This is a genomic window from Caballeronia sordidicola, assembly GCF_002220365.1.
Taxonomy (GTDB): domain Bacteria; phylum Pseudomonadota; class Gammaproteobacteria; order Burkholderiales; family Burkholderiaceae; genus Caballeronia; species Caballeronia sordidicola_C.
On record NZ_MTHB01000251.1, the window covers coordinates 1 to 13,940 of the forward strand.

The 13,940-nt window shown below is 57.3% G+C and carries 10 protein-coding genes; 6 read left to right on the forward strand and 4 right to left on the reverse strand.

Annotation, left to right across the window (positions count from 1 at the left end):
* The coding region (locus tag BSU04_RS45925) for a protease pro-enzyme activation domain-containing protein (RefSeq protein WP_144021446.1) at positions 1-2,234 on the reverse strand (2,234 nt) is incomplete at its 3' end.
* 884 nt (positions 2,235-3,118) lie between these two features.
* On the opposite strand from BSU04_RS45925, the gene BSU04_RS35300 reads away from it, so the two are divergent.
* Genes BSU04_RS35300 through BSU04_RS35310 form a run of 3 tightly spaced genes read left to right on the forward strand, consistent with a single transcriptional unit; the run spans position 3,119 to position 5,324 of the window.
* On the forward strand, positions 3,119-3,517 hold the full coding sequence (locus BSU04_RS35300; RefSeq protein WP_089164888.1) for an SCP2 sterol-binding domain-containing protein: 399 nt from the start codon (positions 3,119-3,121) through the stop codon (positions 3,515-3,517).
* An 11-nt stretch (positions 3,518-3,528) separates the two neighbouring features.
* Positions 3,529-3,807 carry a hypothetical protein gene (locus tag BSU04_RS35305; RefSeq protein WP_089164889.1) on the forward strand — a complete coding sequence of 93 codons (279 nt, stop codon included), beginning with the start codon at positions 3,529-3,531 and terminating at the stop codon, positions 3,805-3,807.
* A 44-nt stretch (positions 3,808-3,851) separates the two neighbouring features.
* Positions 3,852-5,324 (forward strand): S53 family peptidase, encoded by a 1,473-nt coding sequence (locus BSU04_RS35310; RefSeq protein ID WP_256983699.1) that lies wholly within the window; start codon positions 3,852-3,854, stop codon positions 5,322-5,324.
* A 404-nt stretch (positions 5,325-5,728) separates the two neighbouring features.
* On the opposite strand, the gene BSU04_RS35315 is transcribed toward BSU04_RS35310, so the two are convergent.
* Together BSU04_RS35315 and BSU04_RS35320 are read right to left on the reverse strand one after the other, a co-directional pair.
* The gene (locus tag BSU04_RS35315; RefSeq protein ID WP_089164891.1) at positions 5,729-6,100 is read right to left on the reverse strand and encodes a YciI family protein; all 372 of its coding nucleotides are present in this window, start codon (positions 6,098-6,100) and stop codon (positions 5,729-5,731) included.
* Positions 6,101-6,364: 264 nt separating this feature from the next.
* Positions 6,365-7,123 carry a DUF3883 domain-containing protein gene (locus BSU04_RS35320; RefSeq protein ID WP_179258548.1) on the reverse strand — a complete coding sequence of 253 codons (759 nt, stop codon included), beginning with the start codon at positions 7,121-7,123 and terminating at the stop codon, positions 6,365-6,367.
* Between the two features lie 903 nt (positions 7,124-8,026).
* Between BSU04_RS35320 and BSU04_RS47225 the strand changes: the two genes are divergently transcribed.
* Positions 8,027-8,536 carry a hypothetical protein gene (locus BSU04_RS47225; RefSeq protein ID WP_089164893.1) on the forward strand — a complete coding sequence of 170 codons (510 nt, stop codon included), beginning with the start codon at positions 8,027-8,029 and terminating at the stop codon, positions 8,534-8,536.
* Between the two features lie 60 nt (positions 8,537-8,596).
* Here BSU04_RS47225 and BSU04_RS35330 read toward each other — a convergent pair whose 3' ends face one another.
* Positions 8,597-9,451 carry a lipase family protein gene (locus tag BSU04_RS35330; RefSeq protein ID WP_089164894.1) on the reverse strand — a complete coding sequence of 285 codons (855 nt, stop codon included), beginning with the start codon at positions 9,449-9,451 and terminating at the stop codon, positions 8,597-8,599.
* 855 nt (positions 9,452-10,306) lie between these two features.
* On the opposite strand from BSU04_RS35330, the gene BSU04_RS45935 reads away from it, so the two are divergent.
* Positions 10,307-11,770 (forward strand): metallophosphoesterase family protein, encoded by a 1,464-nt coding sequence (locus BSU04_RS45935; RefSeq protein WP_144021448.1) that lies wholly within the window; start codon positions 10,307-10,309, stop codon positions 11,768-11,770.
* 37 nt (positions 11,771-11,807) lie between these two features.
* Positions 11,808-13,931, forward strand: coding sequence for a CHAT domain-containing protein (locus tag BSU04_RS35340; protein WP_179258549.1), 2,124 nt, complete (start codon positions 11,808-11,810; stop codon positions 13,929-13,931).
* The last annotated feature ends 9 nt before the right edge of the window (positions 13,932-13,940 follow it).

Sequence of the window (13,940 nt, forward strand, 5' to 3'; positions counted from 1 at the left end):
TTGGCAACGGTCTGCCAGATATGGTAGATAGCGCGGTCGCCGCCCAGGGCGAACAGCTCGAGACGCCCGTCGGCGTTGTTGGCGACAGCGATCTGCTGGAGGTCATGCCCGGCCAGACTTGCCCAGTCACCCCAGCCCCCATTGGCAACGGTCTGCCAGATATGGTAGATAGCGCGGTCGCCGCCCAGGGCGAAAAGCTCGAGACGCCCGTCGGCGTTGTTGGCGACAGCGATCTGCTGGAGGTCATGCCCGGCCAGACTTGCCCAGTCACCCCAGCCCCCATTGGTATCAGTCTGCCAGATATGATAAATAGCGCGGTCGCCGCCCAGGGCGAACAGCTCGAGGCGTCCGTCGGAATTTCTGGCAACGGAGATTTGCCGGATCTGTCTCCCTAACAATGGTAGCCAAGGACTCCAATTACCGTTAGGCGCCGTTTGGGAGATACGGTAGACGCTTTTGTCTTGCGCTAACGAGAACAGACTCAAGCGTCTATCTTGCTCGTTAGATACTGCGATGGCGGATGATGGAATCAGATCCTGAGGAGGGCCATCACGGCCGATGGCATCAATAAGTGCGCTTCCGGTCGGCGTGCCCCAGCCGGTACAACAATCATAGCCCGGTACGGCGAAGTACTGGTTAGCATTATTGGGTTGGGTATTCCATTTTGTGAGATTGTTGCCTACGGTGATGTCATGAAAGTAGCTAGCATAGCTAGAACTTTTTCCAAGAGCATAAAGGGAGGGGTTGAGTAGCCCGATCGGCTGCTTTGCCGATTGTGCGGCTCGTTGGTTAATCAACGCCATATATCCGGCCCAAAGTGGCGACGCCGCACTGGTTCCTTCGACAAAAGCCGGGCTGCCATTCAAAATCATGTAGATGTTTGCTGCAACCATGGAAACGTCAGGACTGTTGCGACTTGTAGTCGACCCCTGATTGAGCGACATATCGATGTTTTTCTGCCAGTCGGGCAACGGGTAGTGCCCCATCGTTCCACCGCCTCCGCTACCGAAGTTGTTGTCTTTCCAAACAATCTCCGATTCCCAGGTATCTCCGGTCACCGTGAGTATCAATTGCGTTCCACTCACGGCGGTAATGTTTGGGTCGTCCACCGAGAAAGGTTGAGTGGGATAGTAGGCGCCGGCATCACCCGATGCGCAGAAAAAGGTCTGACCTTGTGCCATAAACTGCTTGTATACTTGGTCCGCGCTACTGTTCTCAGGTGGCGTCGGCCATGACGAAGTTAATTGCTTGGCAATATTGTCAGTTGCCATTCGGTTAAGGATGCTTACGCCATCTTCCCCTTCGTAGACAAGCACTTGAGATAAGCCGGGTGCCATCGCTATGGCCATTTGAATGTCTAATGTCACTTCGATGCTATAACTGTCGGGAGGGTAATCTATTCCATCAACGAGCACTTTATTCACGGGAACCAACGGCGAGATGCCCGCAGTCATTTGATAGCTGATGATATCGTTCGGATCAAAGCCGTGTGGTGGGGTGTAGATTCCCACCGCCTGTCCCGCTCCGTCCAGAGATACGCCCGGTGCATATGCGTTACGAAAATCGCGGCTAATCAGGCCTCCCCCGGGTGCAGAACCGACTGCCGGACCGGAACGTGAGGCAGATCGTTGCCTCGCGAAGCGCAATGGAGTTTTCCTGCTGTAGTAGTCATCTAGCCCATTTACTCGCAGAATCTCCAAGCCCTGATGGATGTGTGGTTCCGCGTCCGGAGCGTAGAACGGCCGTTGTTCAATCGGATGCGAATAAGTAAGAATGTTCACTTGGAACATTTTCTCGATGTCAGCAACTTGTCCGCTCAGACTGACAAGCGTGCGGTTGTGATGAGTCGAAGTTATTTTAAGTCCGCGAGACTCTGCAAATTCAAGCACTGCGTGGTAGTCCCGTTCAGTCGGACCGAAGTCTCGGGTGAATTGATCTGCGGTCACGTATCGGTGAAAGCGAGCGCTTGCTGGATCGTACAAATCGCGCAACAGTTCGTCTAACTCAGTCGCATTCCGGAGCGGTAGTGCTATTGATATGTTTAGCCGATCTGTCGAGGAGAGGCGGCCGTTGGGTTCCAACTGACTGACGATGTAAGGCACATAGTCTCGTGGGCCCGAACGAAGGCCAAGGCTAGATGCATTACTCACTGTACTTGTGGATTTCGTGGGTTGAGACATAACGTTCTCCGTCCTAAAACTCCGAAAGCAAGCGACCTTAAGAAGCTCAGACATCGTTGGTCACTAACGCTAGTGCCCAGAGGCGGGGTGAATATTTTGCTTCTTTAAGGTAATAATTTTAAGCACTGAATACAGTGGCCACACCGTTTAGTCAGGAGTGCTGCGTCTCGTCAAGTGACGCGAGACAGTAGACATGCCGGCCTCGCGATCGAGAATAGGGCTTACAAAACAATAGGAAACGGCGTGGGGAAATGCAAGCCACGCACAAGCGCGGTCGCGCCATAGTTCTGTCGATTGCCGTCAAAGGTACTAAGGGCAATAATTTTCAGGCTGTCGTTAAGACTAAACGATCGCTGTGCTGTTGAAAGAAGCCATGCCCCGGCGCTTGCCCGAACAGCCGGAGTGGGTCGGGAGTACGCACTGCCGACTGGCCGCTTCCGGGAAGTGGAATTCCACCAGCCGCTTTCCTGCGATGAACTTGAAGAGTGGTCGGCCCGTTGCCGACCCACAAGGGACCTTCGGCTTTCTACGGAGAGGTCGTTCGGCAGCACAGAACGGCGCCAGCTCCTATGTCACCCACAAATGTAGCAGCGTTACCGCCTACGTCTGTGGGTAGCCTTAACAGTCGAGGCAGCAAACAATCAATATGTAATGAACAATCGAAAAGCGGAGTATTTCTGAGTCAAGACAAGCGAATAACATGAGTGGGATTGCTTTTCTTAGGAAAGGAAAACGAGCACTGGTTTTGCGAAAGCCACGATTTTCGAATTGGTTCAGACTGCTGATCGTTTCGAGCTTGAAAGCAATTGTGTTCCAGGCATAGTCGGAACCGTGCTCGATCTTTAGTGAACTGGCGTAACGTTTCCGGTTGGGAAGCCACCTTTCGAATTACGTCTATCGCTATGCGTCGCTTCCTTGCGGCATTATCAGGGGGACCAATGACTTCGACCATTAACAAGTTTGCCGATTGCGCGAGATTGAAGGATCTGACGGAAGGGGGCGCAGACGCGGCGAGCACTTTTGACGCGATGGCGAAACTGTTGTCCGACTTCGGTCGACCCGCGCGTGTTCAGGTCCGGTTGGAAGGAGACGAGCCGATGCAGACATTTGGGATCGACATCACTACGGAGGGTGCGAGCGTGACGCAGCAACCCATCTTAAGCCCGGCACTCGAGATCATTTGCACGCATGCAACGTGGCGAGAAATCGCGGCGGGAAAGTTATCGCCGTTGGAGGCATTCGCCAGGCGACACATGCGAGTATTCGGTTCGACGCAGTTGGGGGTCGAGGTCTTGCGTCATATGCGCGGCTCTGGCAGCCGAACTCAACTTTGCTGAGCGAGGCGAACATGAGCACCGAATCCGGGACAGTGACTTACGTCAAGGTCAGCAATGCAACAGTCGATTTGAACTTTTGTCTGTTCGGGCTCCTCGGAAATAGTGGTCAAGCAGAAAACATCTATCTGTGGGTTGAAACGGATGAGGTTGACACTGCTGCCCAATGGATTCTGAGAAACGCTCAACTTGCGCTCTTACGAGATGCGTTCGTAAACAAGCTTTTGATTGTAGCCACAATCGACGACACGACTTCAGTGGTGACGTCCATACAACTTGGCACGCTTGCTTAGGATAACTGGCCATGCGAAGTGGGTATTCAGAGCTTCTCGGGAGCATGCGGCCAACCTCTACCAACGCTGTAGTGGCGGGGGAGGCCGATCCCTCTGAAGTGATCGAGGTCTCGGTTATTCTGCGTCGAGCCAACCCGATCGACGTCTCGCGGCGCAGAAGCGTGCTAACCCGCGAACAACTTACGGAACGGCACGGTGCCCAAGATAACGACGTGCAAGCAGTCAGCGCGTTCGCCGCCTCCAACTCGTTATCCGTCGTCAAAGTTAGCCAAGGCACGCGTACGATCCGGCTTTCCGGTACAGTGGGTCAGTTTGCAAACGCATTTGATACAACAATCGTGAACCTGGACGAGCAAGGCGCTGTCTCTCGTGCCCTGAGTGGTCCCATCTTCATTCCTGAAGCATTGAACGGCGTCGTCGTTGCCGTGCTGGGATTAGACACGCGGCGCGTGGCAAGGTCCCATGTACAGCTCGTTCAGTCCCAGAATGTCCTCAGTTCTTTCTACGCGACACAGATCCGGGATTTGTATCACTTCCCTCCAGACCTTCGTGGAGACCGGCAAACCATTGCGATTCTGGAGTTTGGCGGCGGGTACCAGTCGGCCGACTTTGCCACTTACTTTCATCAGGAAGGGCTAGGAGCGCAACCATCTGTTGAGTGGGTGTCGGTCGACGGCAATATGAACGTGCCGGGCTCGGTCGACGATACCGAAGTCGCGCTCGATGTCGAGGTTGCGGGAAGTGTTGCTCCACTCGCAGACATAGTCGTCTACTTTGCGCCGTGGTCTGAGCTCGGATGGATTCATGCTATTTCCATGGCGGTCATGGAAAGTCCCGTCCTTCCCACGGTTGTGTCGGTGAGCTGGGGCTGGCCCGAAACGTTATGGGGCGATATGGCGATATCCGCGATCGACGCGGCGCTCGCTGATGCCGTGGCCCTGGGCATCACCGTCTGCATCTCATCGGGCGACTGGGGCTCGAACGACGGCACCTCGGGCCAGACTACGGAATATCCAGCATCCAGCCCCCATGCGCTGGCTTGCGGGGGCACAGTTCTTCAATCGGACGGGGTGAACATTTTGGACGAAGTTGGATGGCCGGGGTCCGGAGGAGGCATCAGCGCAATGTTCCCTCCACCTCCCTGGCAGAACTTCGGCTACTCGGGACGCGCAGTCCCGGACGTCGCCGCGAATGCGGTACATTACAAGATCCATTTTGATGGTGCCGACGCAGTGGTAAATGGCACGAGCGCTGTCGCGCCGCTTTATGCCGGCTTGATTGCGTTGTGCGCTGAATCCATGCTGGGGTCTCATGGCGCGGGGTTCCTCAATTTCACGATCTATGAGGATTTTTCGGCGCAGTCAACATTTCGTGACATAACCGCGGGCTCTAACGGCGGGTATTCGGCACAGCCGGGCTATGACCTTGTGACCGGCTGGGGTAGCCCGAATGGGGCGGCCCTGTTAGACGTGCTCGAGACCCTGTCCTTCGCACAGGTACAGTTGCAACTCTCATAAATCATTCTCAATCGCCTCCGACCGGCGAACATGCCGGCGCGCTTCGCCACCCACCTGTTGCCCCTTTTGCATGAGAAACTGGTCCCTCTATACCGCGCATTTAGCGATTCCGAGCGGGGCGGAATTAGGTACTTGCTCGTTCATGACGCATGTTTGGTGCGCATCGGACACCCGCTGTGAGTGGCCGCTGTAGTTTTGAAATGCGACAGACGGTGGCACGAGTCTTAATTGGCCGAGATGGGTCGCGTGCTGCCGACCGCAGCCGTGCAGGGCACAAGCAGGTGTGCCAATCGCATAAGGCAGTACCCGGCCAGGAGCGTACATCGCCGCGATGACTCCCGACGCGGCGAAGGTGTCTGCGGTAAAAGGAACGCCAACGCCTTCTGAGACAGGCGTCCAAATCCTCATCGCGCCAGATAGAAGTCCAAGGGGATAAACTCGACGGCCCATCCGCCTTCTTCGCCCATTGTGGCAGCCGGGTGCATGGACGCGATGCGTAACGCCTCGTCAAAGCTGTCCGCCTCGATGATGAATAAGCCGCCCACGACTTCCTTCGACTCGGTGTAAGGCCCATCGGTGATGCGCGTCTCTCCAATGCGCGGGCGAAGCGTCCTCCACGTGTCCAAATCACCAAGGGAGGCGAAAATCAGAACCTTGCCGGTAGCGCGCATCTTCTCGTCCAATGCCGGGCACTGGCTCACCAATTCCTTGATTTCGTCTGGCGCCATCGCGGCGAATTTTTCGGGGGAGAAGTAGGCCAGGCCGAGGTATTTCATGGGAAATCCTTTGAATAGGGTTCACTAACGACGAATGTGATGATCGGAAATCGACAATGCTCTGGTTAGTTTGTAGCGGGTCTCACCAGCCTGTCCGATTCGGGTCCCCTCCTGCCCTATGTAGACGGACGGATGGGGAAAGCCTTCAAGATTCGAGAGGACGGGGTTCGGCCAAAGAGTCGTTCGCGCTGTTCGGCGCGCGGACGTTCAACTGTCTCATCCTCATCGCAAAGCGGCCTTCGGCTCGATGAAAACGGACCCCATTCAGGCTGCCGGCATTGTTATCGTGCACTCCCACGCGAGGCATTCGAAGGTGAACCGATCTTCCATTTCCGCTGACGTCAGAACGAGTAGCGTCGGAGTTGCACGCGCAGATGTCACAACCGCGAGACGCCAGTTCTTGTTCCGCTTTGAGCAGTTGCGCTCGTTTCGAGAGATGAAGAAGCGCGGGGCGATCGCATCTGTACCCTTCACTTCATAGAGAAGCTCTTCCTGGCCACGTAGAGCTAGCAGATCGTAGCCGCAGTTCTCTCGCTGACGGTCCTCGACTGTAAAACCTTGGAGTTCCAGTTCTCGCGTAACGTAATGGATCGCCGCCAGCTCAATTTCCCGTCTAGTTTGCGGGTCAGCGAATCCGCCGCCGCGGACGGTTACAGAAACAGCTTCGACGGATTCGAGAAACAAGATACCGGCGATGTCGTCGGCTCTGCGCTCGCCACGGTACTGCTCGATTGTCGACCTGCCTGTCCTGTAGGCGGTTGCTCTGTATTCACCGAGGTACTCCCACGCATTGGTGCCCCGCTTAACGTAAGTGGGAACAGCGTACGGCGTATCGAGTAACAGCTTCGCGCGATGTTCGATGCGCGGCCCCTTTCCAACAACAATGACCTCGGGAGCCTCTTCGTTCAAATCAAGGCGAAGGGCAAGCCCTTTGACCTCCCCATCCTTAGTGCGAATATAGTCGTCCCCTCCAGCGGTCAAGCGCGCTAGCTCAGCCGCGTCGATCGAACTGGCATGCTTCACTGCTGCGCCTTTTCGATGCGTCGCCTTGTGGCTCAGCGAGCAACTCCTGTTGCGACGCAGATGTTCAAAGTGAGCGGGAGTGTGGCCACCGTCCTGGTGCGGACGGACTGGTCGACCGCATTCTGTGCAAGTGAACGCCGGCATTGGCCGTTCGTCCGCGCGAGCGGTTTGCCTCAGTTGAATCGCCGCTTGAACGTTGATCTCCCTCTGCTCCAACTTGCACAGCGTTGCTGTCGCCATTGTTCCCCGATTTATACGCGTTTACAGTCTTCCCCGCGCCGAATTCTAGCGTAGCGGCCGGCGGCGGCGGCATGATGTACCGCTAGGCGTTTTCTCGCAGCAGTGCAGGCCAACCGGCCGCTTTGGCGCGGCAGCCGCCTTCAATATTTCACGCGACCGACGGTCCGCTTCACGCCCTGAGTCGACTCCGGCAGTTCATCGTCGGATCGGATGCTGCTGTAAGCGCCCGCTCATGGCGTTGCCGGTCCTCTCCATCTGCCGAGCGAACAACAGGCGCGGCCTTCTTGTACGAAGCTCGCTGAACGGCCAATGTCGGGGGGGAAAGTTAGCAAATTTCATGGTGGTTTCTCCGAATCCGTGTATCGTTCTGGGGGTCAATAAATTTAGGTATCCGATATATTTAGAATACTGAAGAACCAAACCGATTGCGAAGCTTGGCGTCGGGTGTTTTCGACCGATTGTCTTTATCGAAAACGTATCACCTTACCGGTATGGCTCCTCCGCCCATACCGGGCGTAACACCGAATTGTATGAGGCGCCCCTGGCTTCGCCGGCGCTTGAAACTTGCGGATCGGAAACGGCGTTCGAGGCATCGCGCCTCGACCCGACGAACGGCTCACCGACCGACGCCCTGGGTGGCGAATGGCGTGACTGGCGAAGGATATGCTCGCGCGCCCCACCCGCTTTAAAACTTGCTTATGTGTAATTCAACGTCGAAAAAGTGGCGAACGCCATGGTGCCTCAGTAAGGCAGAAGCGGGAGACCGGCTTTCCTGCGTTCGATGCCGACGGTGTGCTGCAACCGGCTCATAAAAGCGCGAGCCTTTTCGACACTCTCCCGGTCCCAGCGAAAATCGTCCACGAGATTAAGCTGGACGGCACCATCCAAAGTGGGCCTGACAATGAAGTAGCGCGTTACGCCGGTATTTTGTTTCGTTGGAATTGGGCCGTGAATTCTTGCAGAACCTCGCGCTGCCCGGGCCTTGGTGTTCGATGCATCACGCTCAACCCGCGCATGTCGGCCTTTGCCGACATTTGGGCGGGACGGTTTTCACGTCCGCAGTGTGCGCGATCGCCGACCGTCGAACTCTTTGATTCGCTGAGTGTGCAGTTCACCGCCTACCAGCGGGAAACGGGTGGTTCGCGTCGCCATGGTGCAACTGCGCGGCCGTAACTCACGGCCGGCGTTCGCAGTCATTGAGGTACAGCAGCGGGACGATGGCTGTCTGTGCACTCAATCGAGGATAGCTCGTACATAGTTGATTGGGGAATGGTCTGCGAGGTCGCGGATGGCAACGGTGCCCGTCTTCCAGGCGTACTGGCGGAGGTAGTCGGCTCGTGCTGCCGCTTTGTCTTCTTCGATCTGAGTCGAGTCGGACGTTGCGTCGAGCTCTCCTGTCCCGGAGATGTACATTGTGGGCCCTGCATGCACATAACCTCCCAACTCGGGAGGTAATTCTGTAACGACATCGCAACAATCGACGAAGCGGTGAATCTGCACGGAACTGAGTGTCGCGATGAATTTCGCGTCGCCCACGCGTGGTGAACCAATTGTGACCAGATGATCCGCTGCGTACGTTGTCGCCAAAAGCGTGGCCACCGCTGCTCCTAAGCTGTGGCCGGTCATAGCAAGCGTCTTGCGTAACGCCGAGATCGACTCGAGCCACGCGGCAACTGGAGCCGCGATGCTGCGCGCGGCGCGGGCAAACCCGTCGTGCACACGGCCAGCGCTCTCAGTCCAATCGATGAGGCTGAACTCGAGGTCTGTCGCCAGGTCCGTAGCCTTGGTCGGCTCCGTACCTCGGATCGAGACGACGGCAAGGCCGTCAGATTCGCGCAACGCGCCGAACGCTTGTGTTCCTGTCGCCAAGTCGACGAACGGCGTGATTGCGGAGAAGTCAGGCAGCGCAAGGGAGCTTTCCAGACGAGTGCGTTCAGCCTCGCTCTCTTCGAAGCGTATGTACGCAAGTCGCGCCATCTCCACGCACAACGGGACTAACTCATACCGCACTCCTGCATCGAACACAGAAGGCCGTTTTTCTGGGCTGTAGAGTGCCTCCCGAGTTGGATCGTAGGGAATCTGTGGCATGAATACCTCCATTCGTGCGCAGGTAGCCAATAATACGTGTAGGTCCGGCAAGTCCACCGATAGCTGCCGCCTTAATGAACCACGCTGGCCGTGACTTTCGTTTCGTCTTTACCGGCGGTGAGTAGCACGATCCAATTTGTAATACGCCCGAAAAACCGAAGCAGCACGGGATACGGCGCCCCTCTCGCCTAGGCTATCTCGTCGGCGGTCCAAGATCGCGTAGAGCACTCCTGAATAACACAACTGCCACGAAATATGGACGAAGAAGGACCTGTCTCGTGTAACTTTTACGAGATTACAGTTCAGGTAAATTAGCGTACTGGCTTCTCGAAAGCGCTGGTAACTGACCAAGCTAATATCTGAACGACAGAAAAGCGACCATAGTGACAATGGCACAGATCCCGTCTTGACTGAAAAAGTGCGCGAACGGGATTACCCGCGAGCGCTGTGTGTCGACAGTCAGCGAATCCAGGGGAGTCTGCTGATAGTGAAGAAACGCGAACGTGAAGTGCCTTCGATCAAAAGTCCTCTGACCTGCCATCGGGGCTTCCGGCTTTTTCCCACAGCAAGTACACCAGGTATCGCATCTGTTCCGCTGTACTTATGCATTTATGCTGCTCTCCATGAAGTGGATAAATAAGGCATTAGCCGGTTCGGGCGATTTGAATGCCGCGTGGGTGATTCATCGGTTTCTGCGCGGGCACGCAGCGGCGTGCCGATGAGCGTCGACAATCGTGCTGATCGAATTTGTATGCTAGGGAATGGCGTGCAAACGCTGCAACGGGCCTGGCAACCGCTTCGCTCAAGTACTATTCTTCCCATACGACCGACCCCATTTCCTGACGAGGTTTGCTCATGATCGAATGCATCCTGAATCACGACTTCGTCCTGAGGAATGCGCACGCAGCGCTGGAAGAGCTGAACACGCCGATCGATGAGGATGACCGTCGGGGTCTAACCGACGATCCTCTTGACAAGTTCACCGAAGCCGAGCGAAACGAAGTAGCGGACGCGCTTCGCGCCGCGCTAGGCCGCGAGAAACTCGCCGTTTCCTATTCGGGCAGCTCCGAGCGTGCGCCGGCCGTGCGCGGCCAAGAAGCGCCGCTCATGGACTGGGCGTTCGTCAGTCACGACGCGATCATCAGCATCGTGCAGTCGGCGCTCGACGAGCACCTGCGAAGCATCGAGAACGCGGTGACGCAGGCACCCCCGGAGCCTGACGATGATCGTCGTGCCGCGGAGACCCGCATCCCGGTTTCCAACGAGGGCCTCGAGGCTCTCGTCGCACGGCGAGACGATGACGACCGGCGCGTCTTCGATGCCTTCTCGCAGACCGATCCGCGTTGGGTCGCGTCGCTCATCGCCAAGGGCATCACGATGCTGAAGGGAAAGCATCCTTTTCCGGCCGACCCCGCTCCTGCACTGAATATCGCCGAGAATGCGCGCGTAATCATGATCGGCGACTGGGCGACCGGATTGCCCCGCGCCACGGACATGGCGAGCAACGTGATTCAGCGCTGGATCGACGAAGCCGCCGGCCGTGAACGTCATGTCATCCATCTGGGCGATGTCTATTATTCCGGCTGGCCGGAAGAAAGCAAGAAGCACCTGCTCGATCCCTGGCCCGTCAAAACCGGTCAGGAGCAAGAGATCAAATCGTGGTGTCTCAACGGCAATCACGACATGTTTTCCGGTGGGATAGGATATTTCGACACGATATTGAGCGATACGCGCTTTCGGAATCAGAATGGTTCCAGCCGCTTCGAACTGCGTCATCCGAAATGGCAAATCCTCGGTCTCGACTCCGCTTACGAGGACAACAGTCTCGACGCGGGAGGTCAGGTGGACTGGGTACTAAAGCGGCTCACGGATGCAACGGATTCTGGACGAAAGAATCTTTTGCTCAGTCATCACCAGCTCTTCAGCGCCTATGAAAGCGGCAGCGAGAAAATGGCTGCACAAATGCACGACGCGTTGAGCGCCGGACTGATCCGCAGCTGGTTCTGGGGCCATGAGCATCGCTGCGCCATTTATAAGCCGTTCATGGGCGTGGAATACGCGCGTTGCATCGGTCATGGAGGCGTGCCGGTCTATCAGTGGCGCAAGGTCGCCGATCCTGTCAATCCGCCGGCATCCTATGAATTCCGCGGCTCGTTCACGACTCCGCCCGGAATCGAACGATGGGCTGACTTCGGCTTCGTCGTTCTGGATTTCGACGCGAACGGCACCATCCGCGCGTATTACGTCGACGAAACCGGCAACGCTTTCTACGGCGCGCAGCAAGACGGGCAGGGCCGGCTTTACGAAGAAATTAACTGACGCGCGGGACATGTCGGACCATTGGCGCGGAGAGATCATGCATTTCACCTATGTCGAAGGCGACACCGTCGCGCTGCTGCGCGGAAGCCAATCGAACTTGATCGATCAGGTCAGGTATTACGCCGCGGGCCCGTCGCACGCCACGCCGTTCGAAGTGTTCGCGATGTTGAATCCCCTCCTCGGATGGAGGATTTTTCACCGCGAGGACTTTATCGCTCGATGCGAAAAGTTCGCGGCGACGGGCGACGAGTCGTTCGAGTCCTTCGAGGCGATCTTCGGTTCGTCTAGAGACGACGTGGCGCAGGTCGTGTCGCTGGAGCAAACGCCCCCTGATGGCAACGTCCCGACGAACATCATCGTGTTCGACGGCGATCGGGTCGCCGGCGTGTGGATCGGAACGCCGCGTTCTTTTGTTAACCGCGTTTCAACCAAGGCAGACGAGGACGGCCGTCATTTCACCGATTTGCACTACTCCGAGTTGTGGGATGAGGGCCTCGAATCGATGGTCCGGCCAGGGTTCGCAATCGAAGCGCCTGCGATAGTTCCTGCCGCCGACTCAGTGTTCATCCGAACGCCGCATCTCGACGCGGACGAGGAGATCTGTCCGCCCACCGGCAAGACCTTTGATGTCGATGTGTATTGCGATACCTCACCACCGAAAGAAGGCGAAGTGTCCGACACCATCGCGATTGTGGCGCCGCCGACGCAGGACGAATTCGAAATCGAGGCCTTTCTCTCGCCGGGCGTGGGCCTGAGCGTCATCGGCCCGACCTCGCAGCGTTTCACCGCTCGCCGCAGCAAGGACGAATCCGAACACGCGCGTTTTCAGATCGTCGTAAAGGAGCCGCCCGGGACAGGACACGTGGACATCAACGCTTACTTCTTCTACGAAGGCCGCCCCTGTGGACGCGTGACCCGCAGCTTGCCCGCATCGAGCGCTTCGGGTGCTTCATCGACATTCAACGGGCGCATCAAAGTCGCGGCGGGGATGGAACCGGCCGATCTCATCATCAGCGTGACGAAACAAAGCGGGAGCGAGGGGTGCTATCAGGTCAAGCTCACGTCGCCCCATCTGGACGCCGATGCAATTGGCGAGGCCGGCATCTGGGACATGGACAGCGACGCGCGCGACTACGTCAAGTCGATCTTCGATGCATTCATACAGACACCGAAAGCGGACGGCAATCGCCTGGCCACGCTGATTGGCGCCGGCCGGAAGCTGTTCGACGCAACGCCAGATAACTTCAAAAAAGTCTACGAGCGCCTCGCCCAGGCCAACGTGCTCGACACAATGCTAATCGTGTCCGACGATCCTTACGTCCCGTGGGAGCTGATGGTGCCGCGCGGGTCGAAAGAGGATGTCGCCGCAGGCAAGACGCGCGATCCGATCGGCGTCACGCACGCCATCGGGCGCTGGATCACCGACGAACACTTTTCACCGGCGCAACGGCTCGAGTTCAAGAGTCCCCTAGTGGTCGCGCCCGACTATACGGGCACAGGTATTAAGCCGCTCGCCTGCAGCCCCGCCGAATCCGCGTATCTTCAGGGACGGTTCAACGCGCAGACGTCCGTGCCTGCCACCTACGCACAGGTGAGAAACGCGCTATCGCAAAGCGAGCCCGACCTCTTTCACTTCATCGGTCACGGTAGTTCGTCGTTGACGAATATCCTGAAACAGCAGCAACTCCTTCTGGAAAACAATGATGTCATCACGCCGCTCAACCTCGACGGCGAAACGGGTATCGCTGCGGCCTTCGCCAGGCGCACCCCGTTCGTTTTCCTGAACGCGTGCGAGGTCGGGCAGCAGACGCTTGCGTTCGGCGGCACGATGGGATTCGTCACGACGTTCATTCGGCTGTATGCACGCGGCGTGATCGCGCCGCTGTGGAGCGTGAGTGATTCCGTCGCGCACAATGTCGCGCAGATGATGTACGACGGCGCGGTGCCGCACGGCCAAGAGGCCGTGCCCGTCGCGGAAATTCTCCGGCAGATTCGCGCGCATGCGTATCAGGGCGCGACTGCGGGCGTTGATTCCTATGTCGCGTACTGCTTTCATGGCGACCCGAAATTCGTGATGAGTTGCCCTACGAACAAGCCGGCGCCCGTTGCGGCGGCGAACCCATCCGGGCAGACGGCGCAGCCCGTGCAGCCCGTACCGTAAAGTGCCGTT